The sequence below is a fragment of the Psychromicrobium xiongbiense genome, assembly GCF_030271165.1.
GTDB classification, from domain to species: Bacteria; Actinomycetota; Actinomycetes; order Actinomycetales; family Micrococcaceae; genus Renibacterium; species Renibacterium xiongbiense.
Genome location: NZ_JASSZH010000024.1, coordinates 145646 through 171876, shown reverse-complemented (window position 1 = coordinate 171876; position 26231 = coordinate 145646). Strand labels below are relative to the sequence as shown.

Sequence of the window (26231 nt, the reverse complement as noted above, 5' to 3'; positions counted from 1 at the left end):
TGTGACGCTACTCTTAATTCACAAATTCGTGAATCGTCTTAACGAAACCTTGATGTCGTCCCGTACCAACTGGTACGGGACGACATCAAGGTCTAGGAGATGACTCCGTCGACCAGCGCCTTCGCCTCGGCCTGGACCTGCTTGAGGTGCTCGTCGCCTTTGAAGGATTCGGCGTAGATCTTGTAGACGTCCTCGGTGCCGGAGGGGCGGGCAGCAAACCAGGCGTTCTCGGTGGTGACCTTGAGTCCGCCGATCGGGGCCCCGTTCCCCGGTGCCTCGGTCAGCTTGGCGGTGATCGGCTCGCCCGCCAGCTCAGTCGCGGAGACGTCAGAGGCGGACAGTTTGCCTAGCGCCGCCTTCTGCTCCCGGTTGGCTGCCGCATCGATCCGGGCGTACGATGGCGCCCCGAACCGGGCGGTCAGCTCCGCGTAGTGCGTCGCCGGGGTGGCGCCGGTGACAGCGGTGATCTCGGAGGCGAGCAGGGCCAGCAGGATGCCGTCCTTGTCGGTCGTCCACACCGAACCGTTGCGCCGCACAAAGGATGCCCCGGCTGATTCCTCGCCGCCGAACACCCCGGAGCCGGAGAGTAGTCCGGGAACGAACCACTTGAAGCCCACGGGCACCTCCACCAGTTCGCGGCCCAGATCAGCAGCGACCCGGTCGATGATCGAGGAGGAGACCAGAGTCTTGCCCACGCTGGCTCCCGCGGGCCACTGGGGGCGATGCGTATAGAGATACTGAATGGCCACTGCGAGGTAATGGTTCGGGTTCATCAGGCCGGGGACGCCGCCCGCGGGCGCGGTGACGATCCCATGCCGGTCGGCATCGGCGTCATTGCCGGTGGCGACATCGTAGGGCGCTCCACCGGAGAGCTTGCCGATCAGCGAGGCCATCGCATAGGGGGAGGAGCAGTCCATTCGGATCTTCTCATCCCAGTCGAGCGTCATGAAGCCCCACTGCGGGTCCACGGTCGGGTTGACCACGGTGAGGTCCAGGTGGTGCCGGGAGGCGATCTCGCCCCAGTAGTCCACCGATGCGCCGCCCATCGGGTCCGCACCGATCCGCACTCCGGCGGAACGGATGGCGTCCAGGTCCAGGACCTCGGGCAGGGCATCAACGTAGCTGGAGAGGAAATCGAAGGAGCCAGCGTGCTCCAGGGCCACGGCCAGCGGCACTCGCTTGACGCCATCGAGCTTGCGCTCCAGCAGTTCATTGGCCCGGGCCGCGATCCAGCTGGTCGCGTCGGTATCCGCCGGGCCGCCATGCGGGGGATTGTACTTGAATCCACCGTCGGCGGGCGGGTTATGTGAGGGCGTGACCACGATGCCGTCTGCCTCGTCAGCGTGTGCGACCGGCCCGCGGTTGTAGGTGAGGATCGCGTGGCTCAGGGCCGGGGTCGGGGTGAAGCCGTGCCGGGCATCGATGAGCACCGTGACGCCATTGGCGGCCAGCACCTCCAGTGCGGTGTTCTGTGCTGGCTCGGAGAGAGCGTGGGTGTCTTTGGCCAGGAAAAGCGGCCCGGTGATTCCCTGCGCCCGGCGGTATTCCACAATGGCCTGGGTGGTGGCCGCGATGTGATTTTCGTTGAAGGAGGCCTTGAGGCTGGAGCCACGGTGGCCTGAAGTTCCGAAGACCACGCGTTGGTCCGGATTGGACGGGTCAGGGATCACGTCATAGTACGCATCCAGAAGCGCGGTGAGATCAACGAGGTCTGAAGGGAGGGCGACAGTGCCCGCACGGCTTGACATGGACCAAGCATGCCAGAGGTGTGCGGAGATTGTCAGTGCCTGCTCCGGCATTACGGCGGGAAGCAGCTGTGTAACGACTGCGATGGGGGCGGGGGTGGCAGTTAGTATAGAGAGAGGAGTAACTCGGGGGCTCTCCTATAGTGTTCGATGCCGCCCCAAACGTTAGAGCTTCAGCCAGCACAGCAGCTTCAGCCAGCAGAACAGGTGACCCGTGACCGATCAATCTGGGCAAGGGCGCATCCCTCCAGTTCCGCCCGCGCCGATGCCGCCCGCGCCCTTTGCGCCCGCGCCCGTCCCGGGGCAGTTCGGTCAGGTGCCGCCGCAGCCTCAGTACGGCCAGATGGCAGGGCCGCAGAGCGGCTACTACACCGCGCCCGGGTATGTCATGACTCCTATGGTCTATGCGGATTCCGGTCCCAAAGGCCTGAGCATCACCTCGATGGTGCTGGGTATTGTTGGCTTTATTGCCAGCATCTTTGGCGTGGGCGTCCTGCTGATCCCGCAGATTCTGGCCGTCATCTTTGGCCATATTGCCCTGAAGAAGGAGCCGGGTGGCCGCGGGATGGCCATTACCGGGCTGGTTCTGGGGTATATCGGTCTGGCTATCGGGCTGGTGCTACTGGCCATTCTCATTATCGTGGCGGTCATCGGGGCTGCTGCCATCAGTACGTACCGCTGACTCGATCTCTGTGCTGAGTCCACGCCCAACGCCACCACACCCGGAGGTATCCAGATGACTGAACCATCTGACCGTGGCTACACTCCGCCGCCTGTGTACCAGGCGGGGTATTCGGGAGGCGGTCAGCCGGGGCAGCAAACGCCCGGCTACCCGCCTCTGGGCTACTATGCCAATCCAGCTTTCACGCAGGGGTCTGTCGGCACAGGCAGCCTGAAGCCCGGTAATACCACGCTGATATTGGGTGTCATTGCCATGAGTGCCTGTCTGGTGGCTATTGTGCTGGCGCTCGTGACCACTCACCTGCGGGTGGCTTCTTCGGAGGTGCTGAGCCTCCTCTCGCTCCTGATTTTCCTCCTCGGTCAGTGCACGCTCATCACCGCGGTGCTTGCCGTGATCCTGGGTATCAGGGCCGTGCGCCGGCATTCTGACCGGCGGGCATCGACTCGCATAGGCCTGGTACTGGGTGGACTGTGCCTGCTGGGTCTGGCGGCGTTTGCTGTCTGGCTTTTCATTGGGCTTTTCGTTGCAATGCAGAGCGGTACCTTCGGCTGACTCTGTGATGCCAGAGCACTATTCTGGATACATGGCTGAATTCGAAACCCTTCCGGTGGATGCGCTCCCGGAAGGCGCGCTGTTTCTGGATGTCCGTGAGGACTACGAGTGGGAGGAAGGGCACATTGCCGGAGCCCTTCACATTCCGCTCGATGACCTGCCGGTGCGCTGTGAAGAGCTGGATCCCGATCAGGATCTTCTGCTGATCTGCCGGAGTGGCGGGCGCTCCTTCCGGGCTGCCCAGTGGCTCACGGCTCAGGGGTACTCGGTGACCAACGTTGCCGGAGGCATGGGTGCCTGGCAGGATGCCGAGCTGCCCATGGTCTCTGAGAACGGTCAGGCCCCGCAGGTTCGCTGAAGCAGGTCCGCTAGCCGCAGTTCGCGCCACCGCCCAGTCGTTTCCTGGGCGGCCCCTTCACACAGAAATATTCCGATGGATTCATATGCATACCTGGGGCCGGCCGGCACCTTCACCGAAGCTGCTCTGCTCAAGGTTCCGGGGGCCGATGCCGCCCGGCGCGTGCCGATCAGCAGCGCGGCTTCAGCACTGACCATGATTCGGTCCGGTGAGGTCGATGCCGCCGTCCTGCCGATCGAGAACTCCGTGGAAGGCGGCGTCTCTGCCACCCTCGACGCCATCGCGACAGGCCAGGAGTTGCGGATCATCCGCGAGATCATCGTCCCGGTGACCTTCGTGCTGGCGGGAAAGCCCGGTATCTCCCGCTCCGAGGTCCGGACCGTGGGCACTCACCCGCATGCCTGGGCGCAGACCCGTGGCTGGATCGACGCGAACATTCCTCAGGCGGACTATGTTCCGGCCTCGTCGACGGCGGCGGCCGCCTACGCGGTGCTGGCCGAGGCTCCTGGTGAGCCCGCGGTCGATGCCGCCATCTGTGCGCCGCTGGTGGCGGACCGCCTGGGACTGGAGATCCTGGCGCGGCAGATCGAGGACAACCCTGGCGCTGAGACCCGCTTCGTCATGGTGGCCCGGCCTGGGAAGCTGCCAGCACCCACGGGATCCGACAAAACCACGGTGGCAGTGCCGCTGCCCGTGGACCGTCCCGGTGCGCTGATGGAGATCCTGGATCAGTTCTCCTCCCGCGGAGTGAACCTGAGCCGGATTGAATCACGCCCCACCGGCAAGGGCCTGGGCAGCTATTTCTTCAGCATTGATGCCGAAGGCCATGTGGCGGACGCCCGGATTGCGGACGCCCTGCGTGCCCTGCACCGGCTGAGCCCGAATCTGCGATTCATGGGGTCCTATCCACGGGCGGAGAGTTTCTACCCGACCGTGGAGCCGCATACCGCGGATGAGGCGTTCCATGAGGCCGCGCAGTGGCTGGACGGAATCCTGCACTCCGGGAACTGAGCCTCAGCCGTTCACCCGGACCAGCAGCGACAGCGGTTCCACCCGGACGGTGACCTTGGTCGCCTGGCCGGCCGGATCGCCATCGACCTGGACTTGCTGGGGGGTGGCGCTGCGCACCACCGCGCGCTGCGACTGCTGGAAATCAATCACGGGCAGTCCGCGCCGGTGCTGGAAGAGCACCTTCCCGGTCACCGCGAGCCAGCCCACGGCGCTGCGCGGGCTGATCACCACCACGTCCAGGACGCCATCGTCAATCAGCGCGCCCGGGACAAAATCGATGCCGCCGGGCAGCAGAGCGCAGTTGCAGAACAGCACGGAGCGGACCTTGCGGTGGCGGGGTGGCTCGTCATCGAGCGCCAGGGAGACTTTCCTGCGACGTCCGGGCAGATGCCGCACTCCGGCCTCGCTGTAGGCCAGCCAGCCCACTGATTTTTTCAGTTGATCATTGGTGTCCCCGAGCACCTCGGCATCCATGCCCAGGCCGGCAATCACCAGGAAGGTGTGCGTGGCGCGGGAGCCGGAGACGGTGTTCTCCGTCTCGAACGTGCCGGTATCGATGCGGCGCTGCTGGCCAAAGAGGGCAGTTTGGATGCTCTGCTCCAGATTGCTGACCTCCAGATGCAGATTGCGGGCCAGTAGGTTCCCGGTGCCCAGCGGCAGCAGACCCAGCGCCACCTCGGTGCCACGGAGTTCCTGCGCGACCATCCGGACTGTCCCGTCGCCGCCGCCCACCAGCACGACGTCCGCACCCCATTGCAGCGCCTGGCGCGCCTGCTGGTCGCCCGGCTGATCCTCGGTGGTCTCCAGGATCAGCGGCTCGGGCCAGCCCGCGGCGGCCAGTGCGGAGCGGATGCTGTGCCGGGCCTGATCGGCCTGTGCCTTGACCGGGTTGAGGATCACGGCCACGCGCTGCGGCCCCGCACCGGGCTCGTGGGGGAGCTCGGCCACGGCGCTGCGGTTGTGCTTCTGACGCAGTCGGAGCAGGCCCAGAACGGCCGCGGTGAGGGCCGCAGCCGCAGCGACGATCAGCACAATCCAGAGCCAAGGGGACATAGTGCTCCAACCATAACGCCCGCACCGTCCCTCAGGCAGCAGACCAGGGCGGTGGGCGGCACAAGCTTCGGTAGGCTTAGGGGGTGATCGATGTCAAGGACCTTGCGGAACGACCGGATGTTTATCGAGCCAGCCAACGCGCCCGGGGCGCAGAGGAATCCCGGGTGGATGACATCCTGGCAGCCGATGCCGCGCGCCGGGCCGCCATCTCCATCTACGAGACGCTGCGCGCGGAGCAGAACGTTTTCAGCAAGCAGGTTGCTGCTGCCAAGGGTGAGGAGAAGCAGGCTCTGCTGGCTCAGGTGAAGGACCTGGCCGTGCGCGTCAAGCAGGCTTCCGCTGAGGCGGAGGTGGCGCAGGAGGCGCTGAATGAGGGGCTGCGGGCGTTCCCCAATCTGATTGTGGATGGCGTTCCCGCCGGTGGCGAGGACGATTTTGTGCTGCTCCGCGAGGAGGGCGTGAAGCCCAGCTTTGACTTTGAGGTGCGCGATCACCTGGAACTGGGCGAGCTGCTGGGCGGCATCGATATGGAGCGCGGAGCGAAGGTCTCCGGTGCCCGGTTCAGTTTCCTCAAGGGCGTCGTGGCCCGGTTGGAAATCGCCCTGATGAACATGGCGCTGGATCAGGCGGTGAGCTACGGCTTCATCCCGATGATCACGCCCACGTTGGTGCGCCCCGAGACGATGGCGGGCACGGGCTTCGATGTGAAGCACGATGACGAGATCTACCGGCTGGAGAAAGACGACCTGTACCTGGTGGGCACCTCAGAGGTGGCGCTGGCCGGGTATCACGGCGACGAGATCCTGGACCTTTCGGCTGGGCCGCTGCGCTACGCGGGCTGGTCCTCCTGCTACCGGCGCGAGGCCGGATCGGCGGGCAAGGACACCCGGGGCATCATCCGCGTGCACCAGTTCACCAAGCTGGAGATGTTCAGCTATGTACGGCTGGAGGAGGCGGAGGCGGAGCACGCCCGGCTGCTGGCCTGGGAAGAGGAGATGCTGGCCAAGGTTGAGGTGCCCTACCGGGTGATCGATACCGCAGCTGGGGATCTGGGGCTTTCCGCTGCCCGGAAGTTTGACTGTGAGGCGTGGGTTCCCAGCCAGGGCCGCTACCGGGAACTGACCTCCACCTCGAATTGCACTGGGTTCCAGGCCCGGCGTCTGGGCATCCGGGAGCGTATCCCGGAGCGCACCCTGGAGGCGGCCGATGGCGTCGCTGAAGGCAAGGCTGCTGCAGCTAAGGGGACGCGGGCCGTCGCGACCCTCAATGGCACCCTGGCCACGACCCGCTGGATTGTGGCGATTCTGGAAAATCATCAGAACGCAGACGGCTCGGTCAACGTTCCGGCGGCCCTGCGTCCGTACCTGGGCGGTCTGGAGCGCCTGGAGGTTATCTGATGCCTGACCGTACCGTCCCGGGGCTGTCGCGCCGCGGCTGTGTCACAGCTGTGCTACAGCTGGGGTGTTTTTAGAGACATTCTGACGTATCGCTCATAGATTGAGTGGTGTTCAGCATTTTCCTCTGAGGACAGGACGGCCGCCATGAAACGCAGTGCCTCCGCAGTACTTCTGGCAGTCGCCCTGGCCCTGACCGGCTGTACCGGTGGTGGGGCGTCCGGTGCAGCGAGTGCCGCCGGTGTGCCATCCGATGAGCCGCTGGACACCTTTCCAGCGAAGGACCTCGTGACGGTAAATGATGCCGTCATGACTCTGCAGTACCAGTGCTACGCCAGGAACGGATACTCCCAATTCCTGGAGGTGCTTGCAGGGCAGAAGGCGAACCATTTCGCAAACGAGGTAGCGTCTATCGGGTTTGTCGGCATCACAGTCGATACTGACAAGACTCCATGGTTCCGGGATGAAGCGGACGCCAAGCGTCGAGGGTTCGGCGTTCTGGGTGCCGGTTGGCCGGATGTGCCGGCGCGAGTTAACGTTCGCGATCAAGGATTCCAGGCCGTTGAGGATTCCTGTGCCTTGGAGGCCACATCCAAAGTGGCTGCCAGCAAGGACTTGTTTCTTCAGATTCGTTCAGTGGCCCACGACCTGATGAGTCAAGTTCTTGCCACTAAGCCTGCGGAGCTGTGGGACAGGGTGTACACCTGCATGGATGAGGCGGGCTTCAAGACATCCAAAACCGGAGAACATGTTAATTCCTACTACGGGCGTGATTTTGGGATTCAGCTGGGTGCCAGTGTTCGTCCGTCTTATCCCCAGCCCGACCCCAATCTTCAAGTTCAGATCATGCCCGGGGTGAAGACCGCACAGTACGTGCCGACTGCTGAGGAAGTGCAGATGGCGCTGGCCATGCACAAGTGCTCCCAGTCCACGGGTGCCCAGACGGACTGGGACAAGCGGCTCCACGACGCAAAGGTGAAGGCGGTCGCAGCGAACGAGGCGGTGTTGATCGAGTTGAAGCCCAAGATTGAGGCGATGGTCAAGGCCGCAGCGGCGCTGAGTCTGTAGTTGTGGTGCAACTGTGCTGCAGTCAAGAAGAAATTATCGACTGATGTTATGTTCCCCTTGTCTGGATGTTCTTGGGGGGGGTATTGTTCGAGTTGGGCGCAGCTCTTAGGTTGTCAAGGGCAGAACGCTCACTGAAAACATCAACCGTTCACAGACAAGGATGTCTCATGAAAAAACGAACTCGCGCCCTGAGTTCGGTCGCCGTTGGCCTGGCGACTCTCGCCTCGGCCTCGCTTCTCTCAATCCCCTCAGTCTCGGCGATCAACCTCGTTGGCTGCCCAGCGGGAAATGATTTCTTCCAGATTTACGACAGCATGAACGGCACTGCATGTTTCGCGAATGCAGGAGCCATGCATTACGTTTGGTACGACTTGCGTAGGGTTGAATCTGGAAACAATGACGGTTGGGTTGATATTCAAGGAACATGGTATTGGAACGCTCGTCAAACGACCCAATACTATGGTGGCGGGACTTTGTGGACGGTTTCAATCCTTTAGCAAGAGACTCCATGCTCGCGTTCTAAATTGTCCGGAATCCCGTGCAGGCGGAGGAAATGTTGAAGAATTGGAAATTGACCGTACTGGCAGTTTCGGTCGTGGGACTACTGCTCTCCGGTTGTGCGGGTGAGGGATCTCCTGTGGGTGCTTCAACTAAGGATGGAGCACCCACAGGAGATCCATTTGATGTATTTCCGAGCACTGATCTCAAAGCGGTCAACATTGCTCTGTGGACCATGGAGTATCAGTGTTTTGCTGAAAGTGGATTTCCCGAATTCTTGGAGGTTCTTCCGGGAATGAAAGCTGATGGTTTCCGAATTGCTGGTGGGGGCCTCAGCTACGATGGTCTGGTGGTGAGTGCCAATGAGCCTCTTTGGTTTCAGGATCAAAATGATGCCGCTAGGCGCGGTTTTGGCGTCCTGGGGGCAGGTTGGCCCGATATGCCTGCGTTTGTGGAGGTGCATGATAAAGCTTTTTCTGCCGTGCAGGATCAGTGCGAGCAGAAGGCCTACCAAAAACTCGGCGGTGCTACAGCGATTCGTCAGCAAGTTGGCGATCTCGCACACAACATGTTTGCGCCCGTTCAGTCACTCAAGAAGGACGATCTTCAGGATAAAGTGTTTGTTTGCCTCGAGTCCGTGGGGTTTAAAACAACAAAGACTGGGCCGCAGGTCAATTCCTTCTATGGTAGAGATCTGGGGATTAGTTTGGGTGCCAGCGTAAAACCCGCATTGCCGATTCCGAACAACAAGATCCGAGTTCAAATATTTCCGGCAGTAAAAGTTGCGAAGTATGTACCAACAGCTGAGGAAGTGAAAATGGCAGTGGCGATGTACGACTGCTCCGTGAAGACCGGCGCTCGTGCAGAGTATGCCAAACGGCTCTACGACGCGAAGGTGAAAGCCGTAGCAGCGAATGAAGCGACACTGACTGAGTTGAAGCCCAAAATTGAGGCAATGGTCAAGGCCGCAGCGGCGCTGAGTCTCTAGTGTCGGTGGACCTCGAGCCAGTACAGGCTACGGACGTGCCGGAGCAGTCTGCACCTACCCGCCAGCGGCCACGCCGCGGGCGGGGTTGGTGGATCGGCGGGGTGGTCGTCATCGTGGTGCTGGCCTGCTTCCTGGTGGCCTGGGTAGTGCTTCCCGCACTCAAATCGCCCAGTCAGGCCGCAGCGGAAGCGCTGCCTCCGCCACCCAAAGAAGTGACCGCCAAAGCGCAGGTCAAGTCACTGGCCAGTCAGATAGTGCTGCGCGGCGCCGTCGTGGCCGGCCCCAGCACCCCACTCAAGCCCAGCGACGCGCTGATCGCCAAAGCTGGGTACGTGACCAATGCCCCGCTGGGCAGTGGCAGCACCATCAATGACGGAGATGTGGCACTGGAGGTCAACGGGGACCCGGTTTTCGCCCTCACCTGGCCCTTCCCCGCCTACCGTGACCTGACCGACGGGCTCAGTGGCCCAGACGTGGTGCAACTGCAAAAATCCCTGGCCGGGCTGGGCTACCAACAGTCCGGCACCGGAGTCTTTGACGCCAGCACCCAGGCCGGGCTGCGCCAGTTCTATAAGGACCGCGGGTACAAGGCCCCACAGGCTGCCGCACCGCAAGCCCCCACAGCCCAGGCCCCCGCAGCTCAAACACCGGCAGGGCAGGCGCAGGGCGCTAAAGGCGGTGTACAGGCGCCCAGCGGGACCAGCGGATCCACCACCTCCGGTGGAACCACCCCTGTACTCCACACCTATCTGCCAGCGGCCGCCGTCCTTCCGCTCCCGGCATCGTCCGCTGCTGTCACCGAACTCAAGGTGGCTGTCGGAAGCAAGATGGCCGCAGATACGGTGTTGATGCTCCTCAACGGCGGGGTCAACACCGTGCTGGGCGCGGTCACCCCGGACAAAGCCGCCCTGATCAAAGCAGGCAATGCTGCCGTGCTGGAGCCGCAGCCCGGCGCCGCCGGTGTCCCCCTCGTGGTGAGCGCCGTGGGTAAAGACACCACGGATGTTCCCGGGCTGGGCAAAGGCAACAGGCTCGATTTCACCTTCCAGGACCAGGCCTCCACGCAGCCGGTCACGCCGGGCGGCACCACCCTCAAGATCACGTTGACCATCGGCGGAAAAGCCACCCCGGTACTGGCCGTACCCATCACCGCCATTTTCTCCAACACGGACGGCAGCACCTTCGTCCGGGTGCAGGCCTCTGGAAACGGTCAAGGAAGTGCCACACCAGCCTTCAAGAATGTCACTGTGACCGTGGGCCAGGTGGTGGACGGCTGGGCGGAAATCACCCCGGGCGAAGCCAACGCCGTGGTGGACGGCTCTGAGGTCGTCGTAGGCCTTCATGGCTGAGCCGCTGATTGAGTTGACGGGTCTGGCCAAAACCTACCCGGGCGCGGTGCCGGTCCACGCGCTGCTGCCCACGGACCTGGCCCTTCAGCGTGGCGACTACCTCGCCATCGTGGGTCCATCAGGTTCCGGCAAGTCCACCCTGCTGAACATGCTGGGACTACTCGACACCGCCACCGCAGGTAGCTACCGGCTGATGGGTGTTGAGCTGGCCGATGCGCCGGATCACCTGCGCGGAATGGCCCGCGGGCACGCCTTCGGCTTTGTCTTTCAGGCCTTTCACCTGCTGCCCGGACGCACCGTGGTGGAAAACATTGAACTGTCCATGATGTACGTGCGGGTTCCACCCAAACGGCGCCGACAGCGGGCCTTCGACAGCCTGGAGTTCCTGGGTCTGGGCCACCGCGCCTTTGCCGACCCGCGGGAACTCTCCGGTGGGGAGCGGCAGCGCGCCGCCATTGCCCGCGCCATAGCAGCCGAACCGGACGTACTCTTCTGCGACGAACCCACGGGCAACCTGGACACCGCCAACTCGGCGCGGGTGATGGAACTGCTGGACACGCTCAACGGGGAAGGCATCACGGTGGTGCTGGTCACGCACGACCACGATCTCGCAGCCCGGGCCGGGCGGCAGCTTACGGTGCGTGACGGTCTGGTCACCGAGGATGCTCGCGACGGTCTGAGCCCAGCGGTGGGGCACTGAGATGACCGCCCACAAGACGGCGTTGAGACAAGAACTGGGCCGACTGGGCATCGCGCCGACCAGAATCACCTGGCGGGACTTGATCCAGGAATCCTGGCTGTCCGTCACCCGGCACATGGTCCGCTCGCTGCTGACTCTGACGGGGACGTTTCTGGGCTGCGCAGCCTTCATCGCGACGCTGGGTCTGACCGGCACTGTGAGTAACCAGGTTTCCAGCACCTTCGACGCACGCCGCGCCACCGAAGTGACGGTTACCGAACCCAGCACTATCTCCGCTGACCCGACGGCGGATCGGCCCTGGTTCTCACCACAGGCCGCGGCCAAGGTGGCAACCCTCAGTGGGGTAGAGGCCTCCGGCAGGGTCAGCAAGACGAGCTCCGTCTCGGTCAAACGCCTGCTATTCCAGACCGAATCACCCGTGCTGGTGGACGTCTTCGGCATGGATGAAGGGGCCGTCACCGCGACACAGCCCACCCTGGCGCAAGGGCGAACCTTTGATGTGGGGCACAATACCCGCGGTGACTTTGTTGTCATGCTCTCCCAGGCGGTGGCCACCAAACTCGGGATTGCCGGTGTGGGCAGCGCGATCTTCATGGGCGATCGCGGCTTTACGGTGATCGGCATCTACCAGGACACTCAGCGCATGCCGGAACTCTCCGGTGGCATCATCCTGCCGCTCAACACGGTGACGAAATACGGCCTCTTTGACGGGCAGGGCCTGAACCGGGGCTACCTCATCCAGACTGCGCCGGGCGCGGCCGCGCAGGTGGGGGCGCAGGTGCCGCTGGCCATCTCGCCACAGAACGTCAACGCGGTGATGGTCACGGCCCCACCGGACCTGAAGTCGCTGCGGCAGCAGGTCGAATCCGGGGTGACCAGCCTGAGCCTGCTGGTCAGCCTCGTCGCGTTGATCGTCGGTGCCGTGTCCATCGGCAACTCGGCCGCCACCGGGGTGGTCACCCGAGCACCCGAGATCGGGCTTCGACGTGCGCTCGGCGCCCGCGGGATCGACATCTTCGGCCAGCTGCTGGGCGAGACCGCGGCCCTGGGCACCTTTGGCGGCCTGCTCGGCTCGCTCGTCGGTCTGGTCGTCGTGGTGGCGGTCTCCGCCGCCAATCGCTGGGCTCCCGTGCTGGACCCGTGGAGCATCCCACTTGCCATTGGCTTCGGGACGGCCGCGGGCGCCATCGCCGGTCTGTGGCCAGCCCTCAAGGCCACCCGAATCACCCCCGCGCAGGCGCTGGCTCGCTGAGCGCCTGGAGGTTATCTGAGGCCAGGTAAACATTCACACTGGGGATGACCGTGTGAATGTTTACGTATCGTTCACTTCAGGCAGGCCGCCGTTGACCGGCTGGGAACCTGCGTCTGCTTCACTGGAAGCATGACTGAATTGATTGAGACGACTGCCTCCGCAGTCCCCGGCATCGATGACCGGACCCCTTCAGCCCTGCAGGCCACCCGGAACACCACCCGCCAGGGCACCAAGCTTGTGGCTCTCGACGTGGACGGCACGCTGGTGGATCACGACGGCACGATGAGTGATGCGGTCCGGGAGGCGGCACGTAATGCCGCCAGTGCCGGCCACCGCCTGATCATCGCTACCGGGCGCTCGCTGGGTGCCACGCTGCCCGTGGTGAAACTGCTCGGCCTCGGCGACGGGCACGCCGTGAGCTGCAACGGTGGGGTGACTGTACGGCTGGATTCTTCGCGCGAGCCCGGCTACGAGGTGCTACATCGGGCCACCTTTACTCCTGCCACCGCACTGAGTGCCCTGCGCGCCACGCTGCCCGAGGCGATGTTCGCCGTGGAAACCGCCACCGGCGCCTTCCTCTCCACGAGCAGCTTCCAGGACGCCAGCTTCGGCATCGAGGCTCAGGCGGTGAACTTTGAGGATCTGCTCAGCACCGAGGCGGTGCGCGTGGTGGTGCACAGCCGCGAGGTGCCGCTGGACGAGTTTGAACTGGCCGTTCGTGGCGTGGGCCTGCACGGCGTGACCTACTCGGTGGGCTGGTCCTCCTGGCTGGACATCGCCGCGGAAGGCGTCACTAAGGCCACCGCGCTGGAGGCGCTGCGGCGGTCCATGGGCATCGCGCCTGAGGACACGGTCGCCATCGGCGATGGATTCAACGATGTCGAGATGCTCCGCTGGGCCGGGCGCGGGGTGGCCATGGGTCAGGCGCCCGATGGCGTCCGGGAAGTGGCCTCAGAGGTCACCGCCTCCGTCTATGACGACGGCGCGGCCCGGGTGCTGCGAAGCCTGATCTAACCCGCCTTTAACCCGCGCGAGTGGTGAGATGATGCCCCTAAACCGTCGGTTTAGGGGCATCATCTCACCACTCGCGGGAGTTCAACTGGGCGTCAGTGCCCGGCGCCGAACCGTTCGATCGAGGCCTGCAACTCTGCCTCGGCGGCCGCACGGTCTGCCCAGCCGGCCGGCTTGACCCACTTGCCCGGCTCCAGGTCTTTATAGGTGGTGAAGAAGTGCTCGATCTCCTTCACCAGCCACTCGTCCAGATCTGAGGCTTCCTGCAGGTGGTCAAAGCGCTTGTCCGCCGGGACGCACACCAGCTTGGCGTCTCCACCGGACTCGTCTTCCATGTTGAAGATGGCGATCGGGCGGGCCTCCATGACGATGCCGGGGAACAGGTCAACATCCGGGTAGAACACCAGCGCGTCCAGCGGATCGCCGTCCTCGCCGAGGGTGTTGTCGAAGAAGCCGTAGTGCGTGGGGTACTGCATGGAGGTGAAGAGCACCCGGTCCAGGCGGACGCGTCCGGTCTCGTGATCCACCTCGTACTTGACCCGCGAGCCGCGCGGGATTTCGATCGTCACATCGTGCTTCATGGTTACTCCTTCAGTTGGCCCGTGACTGCCCGGACGGCTGCCAGACAGGGGCCGCAGTGCGGGCACAGCGATTCTTTCGGAGCACGCGCTCCGATTACTATTGAGGATATAGGCGTCCGCCGTGGTGCCCCACATTTGTCCCGAAATATCGGCATCGCCACTCACCCGCCCCATGACTTTTAACGGAGTACTCCTATGCGCAGATCGACCCGCCTCCTCCAGGTCGGGTTGCTCAGCGTCACCGTCGCAGCGCTGGTAGTTCCCTTCGGCGTCCGGATGGTCCCGGCGCTGGTGCCCCCACCGGCCCCGGCAACCGCGAATCTTCCCGCGGCGCAGAAGCTCCCCCCGACACTGGCAGGCGTGTCCCTGCTCGGACAGACCGGCACGCAAGCTCCGCTGCCAGCAACCTCGGCGCTGAGCGCAGCGTTGACCCCCATTCTCAGCGTCTCCGGTGGCAGCTACTCCGGGCAGGTTCTGGATGCCGCGACCGGCACCGTGCTCTTTGACCGGCAGGCCAGCACGGCGATCATCCCGGGATCCAATCTGAAACTCTTCACCGCGGCGGCGGTGCTCAGCACGATGGACCCCCAGTCCCGGTTCAGCACCTTTGTCAAGCGCTCCGCTGACGGCTCGACGCTGACCCTGGTGGCCGGGGGCGACGCCCTGCTGGGCGAGCAGGCCTCCGATCCGTCCGCCATCGACGGCCGGGCCGGGCTGGCCACCCTGGCCCAGCAGACCGCGGCGGAGCTGGCCAAGAACCCCAAAAAATCGGTCAGACTGCTGCTCGACGACTCGTTGTTCAGCGGGCCCACGCTGAGTTCCGCCTGGGAACAGGGCGATATTGACGCAGGGGAAATCGCGCCGATCTACCCACTCGCCCTGCACAGCGCACTGGCTGTTCCGGGGAGTGGACTGGGCCGCCCACAGGATGCCGCCCTCACCGCAGCGCAGGTCTTTGCCCAGGCGCTGAAGGCTCAGGGCGTGACGGTCGATGGCGCCGTCGCTCGGGTTGGTTCCGGCAGTTCCGGCTCCAGCGCCCCGGCTGGCGGAACCGTGCTGGCCTCCGTGGATTCGGCGACCGTTGCTGAGCAGGTCGGTTATATGCTGACCAACTCCGATAATTATGTGGCCGAGGTTCTGGCCCGGATGGCCGCGATGGCCTCGGGGCAACCGGGCAGCTTTGACGCCGCCACCAAGCTCACGATGACCACCGCCACCTCCTTGGGCGTCCCTTCTGCGGGGCTGGTCATCACGGACAACAGCGGGCTCTCCGGTGGAGACCGGGTGAGCCCGGCGCAGCTGGCGGCATTGCTGCGGCAGCTGGCCCAGGGATCGGACCCCAGGCTCCGGTTTGCTGTGGCGGGTCTGCCGATCGCGGGACTGAACGGCACTCTGGAAACCCGCTATGACGGGCCCAGCACGGGTGCCGCGGCGGGGCTGGTGCGGGCCAAGACGGGCACGCTCAACACCGTCTCTGCGCTGTCCGGGACCGTGGTTGATGCCGACGGCAGACTGCTGGTCTTCTCACTGGTGGCCAATGACATCACGGCCGGGGCTAAAACCGCCCAGCCGGTGCTCGATAAGGCCGCGACCGTGCTGGCCGCGTGCGGCTGTCGCTGAGGCGCTGGCTGCTGACTCGTTGGGCTGATCCTCGTTGCGCTGGTAGCGAGCAGCCGCCTCACCGTCTGATCAGTGTGATGTGATGGGGGAGTGAGTGGACAGCAGAGCCTGGTGAAATGGGACCTTGCGGCGACGACGGCCGCCCGATTGGCCCCTGCGGGCCCGCAGATGCGCCCCGAGCAGATCCGCCATGCGGTGACCAGCCTCCGCGAGATGGCGGACCGCGCGGTGCCTCATGTCCACCAGATCACGGGCTTGCAGGCAGCCGCCGATCTGCGCGATTCTCAGGTGCTGATTGTGGACCGGGCCGGCTGGGCGAAGGCGAACACTCAGGGTTTTGCCGTGATGCTCGGCTCCACACTGGCCCGGGTGGAGGAGAAGGCCCGCGAGCAGAATCAGCTCTCCACAGCTTCCCGGAAGGTCAGTGGAACGCTGACCGGTGCTCAGCTCGGCGGGGTGCTGGCATTCCTGTCGTCCAAGGTGCTGGGCCAGTACGATCCCTTTGCCCCACTTGGCCCGGGCGCTGGCTCGGCGGGCATTCCGGGTGCTGGAAGGCTGCTGCTGGTGGCTCCCAACATCCTCACCGTGGAACAGGAACTTTCGGTGGATCCGGAGGATTTCCGTCTCTGGGTCTGCCTGCACGAACAGACGCACCGGGTGCAGTTTGCCGCAGCCCCCTGGCTCCGGGAGTATCTTCTGGCGGAAATCGACCAACTCGGCGGACTCCTGCTGGGCAATATGGACACCCTGGGCGAGCGGCTGGGTGCTGCGGTGCGCGGGCTGACCGCCGAGGGTCCAGGTGCGGCATCGAATGGTGGCTCCGGGCTGATCGACCTGTTCGAGGCACCGGAGGAGAAAGCCTCGCTGTCCCGGCTGACCGCCGTCATGAGTCTGCTCGAGGGTCACGCGAACGTGGTGATGGATGCGGTGGATTCCTCGATCGTGCCCACCGTGCGCACCATCCGGCAGCGTTTCAACGCCCGGGGCAAGGACCGCAGCCCGCTGGAGAAGTTCATGCGCAAGTTGCTGGGTCTGGACGCCAAAATGCGCCAGTACACCGATGGTGCCCGGTTTGTCCGTGCCGTGGTGGATGAGGTCGGCATGGACGGGTTCAACGCCGTATGGCTGCGCGCCAGTAATCTGCCCACCGAGGAAGAGATCCACGCGCCGGCGCTGTGGACCGCCCGCATGGGTTTCTGAGCCGTGGGCTCTGGTTTGGTGGGCTCTGGCTTGCCGGGTTCCGGCCCGGGCTCCCTGGCCTCGGACGGGCCCAGGCCTCGGCTGAAACCGCGGATGGGGCAGGCGAGACAACTGGTCCGCAAGGCCCTGGATGGGCTTGAACCGCCCCTGAATCACCAGGATCTGATCCTGGTCGCCTGCAGCGGTGGGCCCGATTCTCTGGCACTCGCCGCTGTGACGGCATTCTTCGGCCATCGCGGCAATGGCCATCGCGGAATCGTCCGGGTGGGTGCTGTGGTGGTGGATCACGGCCTGCAGGAGGGCAGTGCCGAGGTGGCTGCCCACACCGCGCACGTCCTGACGGGTCTGGGCCTGGATCCCGTGCTGGTGCGCACGGTCCAGGTGGCGGACGACGGCGGCCCGGAAGCGGCGGCGCGGCAGGCCCGGTACGCGGCCTTTGCGGCTGCTGCGCGGGAATCCGGAGCACGGGCGGTGCTGCTCGGGCATACTCTCGATGACCAGGCGGAGCAGGTGCTCCTGGGCCTGGCGCGGGGCTCCGGGACCCGGTCTCTGGCCGGGATGCCCGCGCGGCGGCTATTGCGGGAGCCCGCTGCCGGGGATGCTGTTGAGGCTGCCGGTGTGGAACTCCTGCGGCCTTTTCTGACGCTCCGGCGGGCCGGGACGGAGGAGCTGTGCCGGGGGGAAGGGCTCGAACCCTGGCATGATCCGAGTAATCGTGATGCACGTTTTGCCCGGTCCCGGGCCAGGAATCTGGTGTTACCGGTGCTCGAACGTCAATTGGGGCCTGGGGTGGCGCCCTCGCTGGCCCGCAGTGCGGCGATTCTGGCTCAGGACGCCGAGTATCTTGATGAGCTGGCTGCCGCGAAATTTGAAGCGATGGTGGAGTTTCCAGAAGTTCCGGCGGACCCGAGTCAGCATCCCGGGCAGTTGCTGCTTCCGGAGGCAGCCCTGAACCGGCTCCCTGCCGCACTGAGGCAGCGAGTGTTGGCGATCGGCGTCGTGCGTCTGGGGGGTGCCCAGCCCAGTTACGAAAGGCTCCTGGCTGCCGAATCGCTGCTGCAGCGCCGCGGCTCCGCCGGACCGATTCAGTTGGAGGGCGGAGTCTCTGCGTACCGGATCTCGCGGTCAGCGGGTCAAAACTATGGAAAACTAGTCCTGAAACGACACCGCTAGCCCACCAGAAGTGGCGCAGTCAGGAGCAACGGGTGGATTCCCACGACGTCGAAGCCGACCTTAAGCACGTTCTCTACACCAAGGAACAAATTCAGGGGCGGATCGTTGAGCTCGCCGCCCAGATCGACGCCGATTACGCGGACCGCGAGGTGCTGCTTGTGGGTGTTCTCAAGGGTGCCGTCATGGTGATGGCGGATCTGGCCCGCGCGCTGCACAGCCACGTCACCATGGACTGGATGGCGGTGTCCTCTTACGGCTCCGGCACACAATCCTCCGGTGTGGTGCGGATTCTGAAGGATCTGGAGACGGACCTGATGGGCAAGCATGTGCTCATTGTGGAGGACATCATCGACTCCGGGCTCACGCTCTCCTGGCTGCGGGCCAATCTGATGTCCCGTGGGCCGGCCTCGGTGGAGATCTGCACGCTGCTGCGGAAGCCGGAGGCCGCCAAGGTGGAGATCGATGTCCGGTACGTCGGGTACGACATCCCCAATGAATTCGTGGTGGGCTACGGCCTGGATTTTGCGGAGAAGTACCGCAACCTCGATTTCGTCGGAACCCTGGCGCCGCACGTCTACGAATAAGCTTCCGGCAGTTTCGCGAACGAAAACGGGAAAAGCACCCGCGATTACGGGTGCTTTTCCCGTTTTCGTTCGCGAAACCGTGCGTCCTGCATCCAATATCGGAAAGTTATCCACATAAGGTCATGAATACCTCAATTCCGCTGGCGGTCGGCTCCTCGGGTTCGTAGCGTCATGGCATGGAAACCAGCAGCCTTATTCTGACCCGCACCATGCGCGAGCTCGGCCTGGACCCACGCGTCCTGGTGGATCGCGAGCGGAGAGGGGAACTTCATCGGGTACGTCATGGTTCCTATATGCGCGTCGCGGAGTGGGACACGCTCGATGAGCGCCAGAGACACGGTATGCGAGCCTGTTCGTGGGCGCTCAGCAGCACGGCCGCCCCGGTCTTTGCTAGAGAATCCGCAGCTTTGTTGTGGGGTTTGCCGCTGGCAAGCTGTCCGTCGAAGCCCACTGTGCTAACCTCCGACACCAGCCGGGGTAGGTCGCGCGGCGATATTCGCCGGGTGCGCGGCCTGGACCGTGCCGTTGAGGAGGTGGTTGCGGTGGGTGGCTTGTTGGTGACGAGTAAATCCCGCACCGTTCTCGAGCTGGCCTCACGACTCAGCTTTCCCTGGTCCCTCGCCATCGTCGATGCCGCGTTCCGGTCGTCACGGCCGAATCCGGACGGTTCCTGGAACGCGAGGAAGCCCTGGGGGCCGCCCTGCTCGCCGGAAGAGTTGGCCGTCGCCAGCCAGGGCCTGCTCTCCCGGGCAGGCGAACAGCGTGCGATGGCGGTCGCGCGTCTTGGTTCCGGGCTCTCGGAATCGGCGGGGGAATCCCTGAGCCGGGCCCAGATGCACCTGCTGGGGTTTCAGATACCGGAACTTCAAAGCGTGTTTGTTCTGGACGATGGTACTGATGCCAGAGCTGATTTCCATTGGCGTGACGCGGGCATTGTGGGCGAATTCGACGGCAAGGAGAAGTACTACCGGCAGGACTGGTCGCCGCTGACACCGCAGGAACGGGTGTTTGCGGAAAAACGGCGTGAAGATGCGCTGCGTGCGTTGGGCCTGAAGGTCGTCCGCTGGACCTGGTCCGATCTCAGACGCCCGGCTCACCTGGCAGGAATCCTGACGAGGGCAGGGGTGCCCCGCAACAAACGGCACTCGCCCGGCACCCAGGGAATCGGAAATCGCGAACGTTAACGGAAAGAGCACCCGCAATAGCGGGTGCTCTTTCCGTTAACGTTCGCAAAACACCGGGCGGCAGGGCGAAACACCGGGCGGCAGGGCAAAACACCGGGCGGCAGGGCAAAACACCGGGCGGCAGCGCAAGACGGCGCGTAGCCACCCGAAGCAGCACCACCACCAGCGATTCCGCTGTGGGCAAACATCACCCGCTGCGCGGGAACTTCGCCGCGGCCCCATGCGTGAATGGTGCGGGTAGTAACAGCCACTGGCCAAAAGCTCGATAGAGTATCTAGGCCGGGCGTTGGCCCTGAATGGGCACCTGCGCCGCAGGTGCGCGGGAGGAAGGACGGGGCGGGAGCTCCGAGTTGTATGGACATCAAAAAGATCTTTAAGGGTCCGCTGGTCTGGATCATCCTGGTGCTGGTGATCGGCGGAGTGGGATTCTCCCTGCTCAATATGGGTGGGACTGCCCGCGTCGATACCTCCGATGGCATGAGTTTGATCTCGGGGGACAAAGTGGCCTCGGCCAAGGTTTCCCAGGAGGGTCGCGTTGATCTGACCCTGAAGGATAACTTCACCAAGGACAATCAGAACCTGGGCAAAACCATCTACTTCAATGTCCTCCAGGAGCGCTTCCCGGATGTCATCAAGGCGCTCAATGACGCCAAGGTGCCCAAGGTCGACGATCAGCCCATCCAGAGCAATTTCTTCACTGGCTTCCTCCAGCTGATGATCCCCTTCATCATCGTGGCGTTGATCTTCTGGTTCCTGATCTCCCGGATGCAGGGTGGCGGCTCCAAGGTCATGCAGTTCGGTAAGTCCCGGGCGAAGCTGATCTCCAAGGACATGCCGCAGGTGACCTTTGCCGATGTCGCCGGTGCCGACGAGGCTGTGGAGGAACTCCACGAGATCAAGGAGTTCCTGCAGGAACCGGCTAAATTCCAGGCGGTCGGAGCCAAGATTCCCAAGGGCGTCCTGCTCTACGGTCCTCCCGGAACCGGTAAGACACTGCTGGCCCGGGCCGTTGCGGGCGAGGCGGGCGTACCGTTCTATTCGATTTCCGGCTCTGACTTCGTGGAGATGTTCGTCGGCGTGGGTGCCAGCCGCGTTCGCGATCTCTTCGAACAGGCCAAGGCAAACTCGCCGGCCATCATCTTCGTGGACGAGATCGATGCAGTCGGTCGTCACCGTGGTGCCGGCATCGGCGGCGGCAACGACGAGCGTGAGCAGACCCTCAACCAGCTTCTGGTGGAGATGGACGGCTTCGATGCCAAGACCAATGTCATTCTGATCGCGGCCACCAACCGGCCCGACGTTCTGGACCCTGCTCTGCTGCGCCCGGGTCGTTTCGACCGGCAGATCCCGGTGGAGGCGCCGGACAAGATCGGCCGCGAGCAGATTCTTCAGGTCCATGCCAAGGGCAAGCCGTTGGCGCCGGGCGTTGACCTGAACGCCGTGGCGAAGAAGACCCCCGGGTACACCGGTGCCGATCTGGCCAATGTGCTCAACGAGGCTGCGCTGCTGACCGCCCGCTCCAACGCTCAGCTGATCGATGACCGCGCGCTGGACGAGGCCATCGACCGTGTGATGGCCGGTCCGCAGAAGCGCACCCGGGTCATGAAGGAACGCGAGCGGAAGATCACCGCGTACCACGAGGGTGGCCACGCCCTGGTGGCAGCCGCGCTGCGCTATTCCGCCCCGGTCACCAAGATCACCATCCTGCCGCGCGGGCGCGCTCTGGGCTACACCATGGTGGTCCCCGAGGACGATAAGTACTCGGTGACCCGCAACGAGCTGCTGGACCAGATGTCCTACGCGATGGGTGGCCGGGTGGCGGAGGAGATCGTCTTCCACGACCCCTCCACCGGTGCCTCGAATGACATTGAGAAGGCCACCGGCATCGCCCGGAAGATGGTCATGGAGTACGGCATGAGCGAGCGCATCGGCGCCGTGAAACTCGGCTCCGTCGGCGGAGAGCCTTTTATGGGGCGCGATGCCGGCAACGGCCGCGAGTTCTCCGAAGAGGTCGCCGCGCTGGTCGACGAGGAGGTGCGACGGCTCATCGAGCAGGCGCACAACGAGGCGTACGCTGCACTCACCGAAAACCGCGATGTACTGGACCGATTGGCCCTGGAACTGCTGGAGCGGGAAACCCTGAACCAGCAGGAAGTGGAGCAGATCTTCCACGATCTGCGTAAGCGCGATCTGCGCGAGGTCTGGCTGTCCGCCGGGAACCGTCCGGTCTCCGACATTCCGCCGGTCACTTCACGGCGTGAGCACGCAGACGCCCTGGCCCAGGCCAGTCAGGCGCAGGCGAGTCAGACGCAGGGATTCCCGGCACAGGGGATTCCTCTGCGGGGAAATCCCTCCAACGGGACGGCGCCGCAGGCTCCTGGGCACCACACCCCGCCGCAAGGTCAGTGACCCATCACCTTTCAGTGATCTGGCCGTGTGCCAACGCGTAAAGTGACTCATCGGGCAGTGTCTGATGGATGACCCGAGAAAGGGCCTGGCCTATGTGCGAGATTGATGATGAAGGAAGCATCCCGGCCGGGAGTTCCGTGGATCAGCCACGGATCGCCGCCGCGGTGCGGGAAATCCTGCTGGCGATCGGCGAAGATCCGGACCGCTCCGGCCTGGCTGAAACCCCTGAGCGGGTAGCCCGGGCCTATGCGGAGATCTTCTCCGGCCTGACGCAGAACCCGGCCGAGGTGCTCTCGCGGACCTTTGACATCTCGCATCAGGAATTGGTGCTGGTCAAGGACATTCCCTTCTACTCGACCTGCGAGCATCACCTGGTGCCCTTCCACGGGGTGGCGCACGTCGGCTACATCCCCTCGCTGGACGGCAAGGTCACCGGCCTGAGTAAACTGGCCCGGCTGGTGGAGGTCTTTGCTCGCAGGCCTCAGGTTCAGGAACGGCTCACCACGCAGATTGTGGATGCCCTGGTGGAACAATTAAGCCCGCGGGGTGCCATTGTTGTGGTGGAATGTGAGCACCTGTGCATGTCCATGCGGGGTGTACGCAAACCTGGCGCCAAGACCGTCACCTCGGCGGTTCGCGGCATCCTGCATGAACCAGCGACCCGGGCCGAGGCGATGAGCCTCATTCTGGGGAAATGACGTCTGGGAACCTGACGGAATCCCAGCACCTCTGATACTTCCCGATAGCGTACGGAACGGAACACACCCATGGACTCCCTCGCCGCAGCCCCCGGAACCGGGCCCGCTACCTCCCCTTTGCCGACCCTGCGACCGCCCCGCCCCCGCGCCGAGTTCGCCAAGTTGCCGCAGGACCGCGCCGTCGTCTTCGGCATCCTCAACGTCACCCCGGATTCCTTCAGCGACGGTGGGGCGTACAACTCGCTGGACACGGCGATCGGTCACGGTCTGCGGATGCTCTACGCCGGTGCCGATGTGATCGACATCGGCGGTGAATCCACCCGCCCCGGCGCGGAAGAAGTCGACTCTCAGACCGAGCAGGGGCGCATCATGCCCGTCGTGGAGGCCATGGTGAAGGCCGGTGCGCTGGTCAGCGTGGACACCCGCCACGCAGAAACGGCTCGCGCAGCCCTGGACGCCGGCGCCGCCATCATCAATGACATCTCCGCCGTGGACGCCTCACCAGAAATGGTGGAGCTCATTGCCGAGCGTCAGGTCCCCTACGTGCTCATGCACCGTCGCGGCACCGCCAAAACCATGGATTCCCTGGCCCGCTACCAGGACGTTGTGGCAGAGGTCCTGGCGGAGCTGCGCACAGCCCAGGAACGCTTCTACGCGGCCGGGGTCACTCCGGAGCAGCTGATCGTGGATCCCGGCCTGGGCTTCTCCAAGACCAGTGAGCAGAACTGGGTGTTGCTGGCGGCGCTGGAGCGCTTTGCCGAACTGGGCAACCGCGTGCTCGTCGGCACCTCCCGCAAGCGCTTCCTCGGTACCCTGCTCACCACGGCGGGCAAGGCGGCCGCGCCATTGGAGCGCGATGATGCCACCGTCGCGACGACGGCCCTGGCCGCTGCAAAGGGTGCCTGGGGCGTACGGGTCCATGACGTCCCCGGCAACCTCGATGCCGCCAAGGTCGCCGGGCGCGTGGCTGCTGCCGCGCGTGCGGCACGCTGAGGCTCGCGATGACGCAGCACACTGATCCGCTGGACCGGATCTCCCTGAACGGCATCGGCGGCACCGGGTACCACGGGGTGTTCGACCACGAGCGCCGCGAGGGGCAGGTGTTCATCGTGGACGTCGTCCTGTACACCGATTTTCGTGCCGCCGCAGCCACGGATGACCTGGAGAAAACCGTCCACTACGGCCTGGCGGCGAATCTGGTGCACGGGTTCATTGTCGGTGAGCCGTTCAAGCTGATCGAGACGCTGGCCGAACGGATCGCTGCCGGACTGCTGGCGGGATTCCCGCTGGCCAAGGTGGAGGTCACCGTGCATAAGCCGCAGGCGCCCATCGAGGTGCCTTTCGGTGATGTGACGGTCTCGATCACGCGGAGCGCGCAGCCGGAGGGTCAGCCATGAGCGCACGGGCCATCCTTGCGCTGGGCTCCAATCTGGGCGAGCGGGCGGAGACGCTGGCCGAGGCGGTTCAGGACCTGGTCGAATCCCCGGAAGTGCGGATGATCAATGTCTCGCCGGTGGTTCAGACCGAGGCTGTGGGCGGCCCGGAAGGGCAACCTCCTTACCTCAATATGGTCCTCGAAATCGAGACCGAGCTGGGTCCCTATGAACTGCTGGAGCTCTGTCACGCCGTGGAGGCCAAGCACCACCGGGTGCGGCTGGTGCGGTTCGGCCCCCGGACGCTCGACGTCGACGTGATCGACTATGCCGGGATGATCAGCGACGACCCGGTGCTCACCCTGCCGCATCCCCGCGCAGCGGAACGTGCCTTCGTCCTGGTGCCGTGGTTGCTGATGAACCCGCAGGCAGCCCTGTCCGGGATCCCGGTGCGGGATCTGGTCCGGGAGGCTCCCGATCTGGCCGGTGTGCAGGACTTTGATGGCTTTCCGCTGGAGCGTGTGCATCCCGCCGCGGCACGGGTACCGTGGAAGGACACCGAGACGCTCGCGTAGCGTTTCACCACCGCCCGGCAGACGAGAACGAACAGCACCAACCGACAGCAGAGGAATCCATGGCACGGCAGATGCGCACTATCAGCCCGTGGCGGCTGGGCTCCATAGTGTTCGTCACTACGGTCCTGGGCTGGCTGGCCGCCACCTGGGCCGGGCGCGTCGGCTGGCCTGCGCCATCGTTGCCCTACAGCGCACTGATCACCCTGGGCATTGTCTCGGTGGGGGTCTTCCTGCTGGGCTGGCGGGTGCGCTCCTGGCGGGAGAACCGCAGCAGGGCGCGGCAGGAGGGGAGCAGGGCTCCCGCGAAAGCGCGGCCGCTTGACCCGATTCTGGCCGCCCGCACGCTGATCCTGGCGCAGGCGAGCTGCTACGCCGGCGCCCTGTTGATGGGCTGGCACCTGGGCGTCGTGGTGGACGCGCTGAGCGCCGTCGTCGGATACGGTGCCCCGCTGACCCTGGTGATTCAGCCAGCCGTGCTGTTGGGTGGTGCTGCCGTGGTGGTGGCCGTGGGCCTGCTGGTGGAGCGGTTCTGCCGGATTCCTCCGGACACGCCGGAAGACCCGGACAAGGCCGGCGCCCGGCCCGTGCAGGACGATGGCGGCGAATACGCCCGATGAACCCGAGCCTGAGCCGCAGCCACGCTGGCCCGAGTCGTCCGGCAGCGCAGCCGATCGACCCCGACGATGTCGTCTGGTCCCGCATTGCGCCAGCCTTCGTCACGGTGCGGCTGCTGCGCGAAGGTTTGACCTCCCTCCTGATGCTGGCCGTCTTGAGCATTCCGGTGGTGCTCGTCCTGACCCGCGTCTGGGCGGCCATCCCGCCGTTGCTGGCCTGGCTGGTGGTGGGTGTGGCGGTCATCGTGCGCCTGTGGCGGCTGCTGCTGGTGCCGCGTCAGGTGGCTGCGGTGGGCTATGCCGAGCGGGCCGAGGATCTGCTGATCCGGCAAGGCCTGTTCTTCCAGCGCCTGGTGGTGATCCCCTATGGGCGCATGCAATACGTGGATGTTTCGGTGGGCCCGCTGGAGCGGATGTTCGGCGTGGCGACGCTCAAACTGCACACCGCCTCCCCGGGGACACGGGCCCATCTGGAGGGGTTGCCGGTGGAGCAGGCGGCGCGACTGCGCGAGCAGCTCTCCGCGCTCGGTGAAGCCAGGCTGGCCGGGCTGTGACATGA

27 protein-coding genes are annotated in these 26231 nt (G+C 64.7%); 24 read left to right on the top strand and 3 right to left on the bottom strand.

Annotated elements, in window-relative coordinates:
• Nucleotides 1-92: 92 nt before the first annotated feature.
• The gene (gene pgm, locus QQM37_RS10090) at nt 93-1748 is read right to left on the bottom strand and encodes a phosphoglucomutase (alpha-D-glucose-1,6-bisphosphate-dependent) (protein WP_285727107.1); all 1656 of its coding nucleotides are present in this window, start codon (nt 1746-1748) and stop codon (nt 93-95) included.
• Between the two features lie 211 nt (nt 1749-1959).
• Here pgm and QQM37_RS10085 point away from each other — a divergent pair, with 211 nt between their 5' ends.
• From QQM37_RS10085 to pheA, 4 genes are all read left to right on the top strand, one after another.
• Nucleotides 1960-2427 carry a DUF4190 domain-containing protein gene (locus tag QQM37_RS10085; RefSeq protein ID WP_285727104.1) on the top strand — a complete coding sequence of 156 codons (468 nt, stop codon included), beginning with the start codon at nt 1960-1962 and terminating at the stop codon, nt 2425-2427.
• A gap of 54 nt (nt 2428-2481) precedes the next feature.
• Entirely contained in the window at nt 2482-2979 is a 498-nt protein-coding gene (locus QQM37_RS10080) for a hypothetical protein (RefSeq protein WP_285727103.1), read from the top strand.
• 31 nt (nt 2980-3010) lie between these two features.
• Nucleotides 3011-3337, top strand: coding sequence for a rhodanese-like domain-containing protein (locus QQM37_RS10075; protein WP_285727101.1), 327 nt, complete (start codon nt 3011-3013; stop codon nt 3335-3337).
• A 75-nt stretch (nt 3338-3412) separates the two neighbouring features.
• Nucleotides 3413-4348, top strand: a complete 936-nt coding sequence (pheA, locus tag QQM37_RS10070) for a prephenate dehydratase (RefSeq protein WP_285727099.1) — start codon at nt 3413-3415, stop codon at nt 4346-4348.
• Nucleotides 4349-4351: 3 nt separating this feature from the next.
• On the opposite strand, the gene QQM37_RS10065 is transcribed toward pheA, so the two are convergent.
• Nucleotides 4352-5401: a diacylglycerol/lipid kinase family protein gene (locus QQM37_RS10065; RefSeq protein WP_285727097.1), complete on the bottom strand. Its 1050-nt coding sequence runs from the start codon at nt 5399-5401 to the stop codon at nt 4352-4354.
• Nucleotides 5402-5484: 83 nt separating this feature from the next.
• Here QQM37_RS10065 and serS point away from each other — a divergent pair, with 83 nt between their 5' ends.
• The 8 genes from serS to QQM37_RS10025 all read left to right on the top strand — a co-directional run bounded on the left by serS (nt 5485) and on the right by QQM37_RS10025 (nt 13664).
• Complete coding sequence (gene serS, locus QQM37_RS10060) at nt 5485-6798, top strand: serine--tRNA ligase (RefSeq protein ID WP_285727095.1); 1314 nt, start codon at nt 5485-5487, stop codon at nt 6796-6798.
• A 144-nt stretch (nt 6799-6942) separates the two neighbouring features.
• Complete coding sequence (locus QQM37_RS10055) at nt 6943-7863, top strand: hypothetical protein (protein WP_285727093.1); 921 nt, start codon at nt 6943-6945, stop codon at nt 7861-7863.
• 167 nt (nt 7864-8030) lie between these two features.
• The gene (locus QQM37_RS10050; protein ID WP_285727091.1) at nt 8031-8360 is read left to right on the top strand and encodes a beta/gamma crystallin domain-containing protein; all 330 of its coding nucleotides are present in this window, start codon (nt 8031-8033) and stop codon (nt 8358-8360) included.
• 74 nt (nt 8361-8434) lie between these two features.
• A complete protein-coding gene (locus tag QQM37_RS10045; protein ID WP_285727090.1) occupies nt 8435-9349 on the top strand; it encodes a hypothetical protein in 915 nt (304 codons plus the stop codon).
• Nucleotides 9350-9384: 35 nt separating this feature from the next.
• The gene (locus tag QQM37_RS10040) at nt 9385-10698 is read left to right on the top strand and encodes a peptidoglycan-binding domain-containing protein (RefSeq protein ID WP_285727088.1); all 1314 of its coding nucleotides are present in this window, start codon (nt 9385-9387) and stop codon (nt 10696-10698) included.
• Entirely contained in the window at nt 10691-11398 is a 708-nt protein-coding gene (locus QQM37_RS10035; protein ID WP_285727086.1) for an ABC transporter ATP-binding protein, read from the top strand. Before QQM37_RS10040 ends, QQM37_RS10035 begins: the two co-directional genes overlap by 8 nt.
• A 1-nt stretch (nt 11399) precedes the next feature.
• Nucleotides 11400-12650, top strand: a complete 1251-nt coding sequence (locus QQM37_RS10030; RefSeq protein ID WP_285727084.1) for an ABC transporter permease — start codon at nt 11400-11402, stop codon at nt 12648-12650.
• Between the two features lie 129 nt (nt 12651-12779).
• Nucleotides 12780-13664, top strand: coding sequence for an HAD family hydrolase (locus QQM37_RS10025; protein ID WP_285727082.1), 885 nt, complete (start codon nt 12780-12782; stop codon nt 13662-13664).
• 92 nt (nt 13665-13756) lie between these two features.
• Here QQM37_RS10025 and QQM37_RS10020 read toward each other — a convergent pair whose 3' ends face one another.
• Nucleotides 13757-14242, bottom strand: coding sequence for an inorganic diphosphatase (locus tag QQM37_RS10020; protein WP_285727080.1), 486 nt, complete (start codon nt 14240-14242; stop codon nt 13757-13759).
• A gap of 195 nt (nt 14243-14437) precedes the next feature.
• Between QQM37_RS10020 and dacB the strand changes: the two genes are divergently transcribed.
• The 12 genes from dacB (at nt 14438) to QQM37_RS09960 (ending at nt 26226) form a co-directional block, all read left to right on the top strand.
• Nucleotides 14438-15862, top strand: a complete 1425-nt coding sequence (dacB, locus tag QQM37_RS10015) for a D-alanyl-D-alanine carboxypeptidase/D-alanyl-D-alanine endopeptidase (RefSeq protein ID WP_285727078.1) — start codon at nt 14438-14440, stop codon at nt 15860-15862.
• 90 nt (nt 15863-15952) lie between these two features.
• On the top strand, nt 15953-17062 hold the full coding sequence (locus QQM37_RS10010) for a zinc-dependent metalloprotease (protein ID WP_285727076.1): 1110 nt from the start codon (nt 15953-15955) through the stop codon (nt 17060-17062).
• 93 nt (nt 17063-17155) lie between these two features.
• Nucleotides 17156-18235: a tRNA lysidine(34) synthetase TilS gene (tilS, locus tag QQM37_RS10005; protein WP_285727074.1), complete on the top strand. Its 1080-nt coding sequence runs from the start codon at nt 17156-17158 to the stop codon at nt 18233-18235.
• A 32-nt stretch (nt 18236-18267) separates the two neighbouring features.
• Nucleotides 18268-18819: a hypoxanthine phosphoribosyltransferase gene (hpt, locus tag QQM37_RS10000; protein ID WP_285727073.1), complete on the top strand. Its 552-nt coding sequence runs from the start codon at nt 18268-18270 to the stop codon at nt 18817-18819.
• A 176-nt stretch (nt 18820-18995) separates the two neighbouring features.
• Nucleotides 18996-20003 (top strand): hypothetical protein, encoded by a 1008-nt coding sequence (locus QQM37_RS09995; protein ID WP_285727071.1) that lies wholly within the window; start codon nt 18996-18998, stop codon nt 20001-20003.
• A 354-nt stretch (nt 20004-20357) separates the two neighbouring features.
• Nucleotides 20358-22412: an ATP-dependent zinc metalloprotease FtsH gene (gene ftsH / locus QQM37_RS09990; RefSeq protein WP_285727070.1), complete on the top strand. Its 2055-nt coding sequence runs from the start codon at nt 20358-20360 to the stop codon at nt 22410-22412.
• Nucleotides 22413-22504: 92 nt separating this feature from the next.
• Nucleotides 22505-23110 carry a GTP cyclohydrolase I FolE gene (gene folE, locus QQM37_RS09985; protein ID WP_285727068.1) on the top strand — a complete coding sequence of 202 codons (606 nt, stop codon included), beginning with the start codon at nt 22505-22507 and terminating at the stop codon, nt 23108-23110.
• Nucleotides 23111-23179: 69 nt separating this feature from the next.
• A complete protein-coding gene (gene folP / locus QQM37_RS09980) occupies nt 23180-24103 on the top strand; it encodes a dihydropteroate synthase (protein WP_285727066.1) in 924 nt (307 codons plus the stop codon).
• A gap of 8 nt (nt 24104-24111) precedes the next feature.
• A complete protein-coding gene (gene folB / locus QQM37_RS09975; RefSeq protein WP_285727064.1) occupies nt 24112-24507 on the top strand; it encodes a dihydroneopterin aldolase in 396 nt (131 codons plus the stop codon).
• A complete protein-coding gene (gene folK, locus QQM37_RS09970) occupies nt 24504-25058 on the top strand; it encodes a 2-amino-4-hydroxy-6-hydroxymethyldihydropteridine diphosphokinase (protein WP_285727062.1) in 555 nt (184 codons plus the stop codon). The genes folB and folK overlap by 4 nt, the downstream gene beginning before the upstream one ends.
• A gap of 59 nt (nt 25059-25117) precedes the next feature.
• Nucleotides 25118-25675, top strand: coding sequence for a DUF3180 domain-containing protein (locus QQM37_RS09965; protein WP_285727061.1), 558 nt, complete (start codon nt 25118-25120; stop codon nt 25673-25675).
• Nucleotides 25672-26226, top strand: coding sequence for a PH domain-containing protein (locus tag QQM37_RS09960; RefSeq protein WP_285727059.1), 555 nt, complete (start codon nt 25672-25674; stop codon nt 26224-26226). Before QQM37_RS09965 ends, QQM37_RS09960 begins: the two co-directional genes overlap by 4 nt.
• Nucleotides 26227-26231 lie beyond the last annotated feature (5 nt).

Bases quoted from the DNA above. Each gene is read 5' to 3' on its own strand.
- pgm (WP_285727107.1), bottom strand. From the start codon at position 1,748: ATGTCAAGCCGTGCGGGCACTGTCGCCCTCCCTTCAGACCTCGTTGAT.
- QQM37_RS10080 (WP_285727103.1), top strand. From the start codon at position 2,482: ATGACTGAACCATCTGACCGTGGCTACACTCCGCCGCCTGTGTACCAG.
- QQM37_RS10075 (WP_285727101.1), top strand. From the start codon at position 3,011: ATGGCTGAATTCGAAACCCTTCCGGTGGATGCGCTCCCGGAAGGCGCG.
- pheA (WP_285727099.1), top strand. From the start codon at position 3,413: ATGGATTCATATGCATACCTGGGGCCGGCCGGCACCTTCACCGAAGCT.
- QQM37_RS10065 (WP_285727097.1), bottom strand. From the start codon at position 5,401: ATGTCCCCTTGGCTCTGGATTGTGCTGATCGTCGCTGCGGCTGCGGCC.
- QQM37_RS10055 (WP_285727093.1), top strand. From the start codon at position 6,943: ATGAAACGCAGTGCCTCCGCAGTACTTCTGGCAGTCGCCCTGGCCCTG.
- QQM37_RS10050 (WP_285727091.1), top strand. From the start codon at position 8,031: ATGAAAAAACGAACTCGCGCCCTGAGTTCGGTCGCCGTTGGCCTGGCG.
- QQM37_RS10035 (WP_285727086.1), top strand. From the start codon at position 10,691: ATGGCTGAGCCGCTGATTGAGTTGACGGGTCTGGCCAAAACCTACCCG.
- QQM37_RS10030 (WP_285727084.1), top strand. From the start codon at position 11,400: ATGACCGCCCACAAGACGGCGTTGAGACAAGAACTGGGCCGACTGGGC.
- QQM37_RS10025 (WP_285727082.1), top strand. From the start codon at position 12,780: ATGACTGAATTGATTGAGACGACTGCCTCCGCAGTCCCCGGCATCGAT.
- QQM37_RS10020 (WP_285727080.1), bottom strand. From the start codon at position 14,242: ATGAAGCACGATGTGACGATCGAAATCCCGCGCGGCTCGCGGGTCAAG.
- dacB (WP_285727078.1), top strand. From the start codon at position 14,438: ATGCGCAGATCGACCCGCCTCCTCCAGGTCGGGTTGCTCAGCGTCACC.
- tilS (WP_285727074.1), top strand. From the start codon at position 17,156: ATGGGGCAGGCGAGACAACTGGTCCGCAAGGCCCTGGATGGGCTTGAA.
- QQM37_RS09995 (WP_285727071.1), top strand. From the start codon at position 18,996: ATGGAAACCAGCAGCCTTATTCTGACCCGCACCATGCGCGAGCTCGGC.
- ftsH (WP_285727070.1), top strand. From the start codon at position 20,358: ATGGACATCAAAAAGATCTTTAAGGGTCCGCTGGTCTGGATCATCCTG.
- folE (WP_285727068.1), top strand. From the start codon at position 22,505: ATGTGCGAGATTGATGATGAAGGAAGCATCCCGGCCGGGAGTTCCGTG.
- folP (WP_285727066.1), top strand. From the start codon at position 23,180: ATGGACTCCCTCGCCGCAGCCCCCGGAACCGGGCCCGCTACCTCCCCT.
- folB (WP_285727064.1), top strand. From the start codon at position 24,112: ATGACGCAGCACACTGATCCGCTGGACCGGATCTCCCTGAACGGCATC.
- folK (WP_285727062.1), top strand. From the start codon at position 24,504: ATGAGCGCACGGGCCATCCTTGCGCTGGGCTCCAATCTGGGCGAGCGG.
- QQM37_RS09965 (WP_285727061.1), top strand. From the start codon at position 25,118: ATGGCACGGCAGATGCGCACTATCAGCCCGTGGCGGCTGGGCTCCATA.
- QQM37_RS09960 (WP_285727059.1), top strand. From the start codon at position 25,672: ATGAACCCGAGCCTGAGCCGCAGCCACGCTGGCCCGAGTCGTCCGGCA.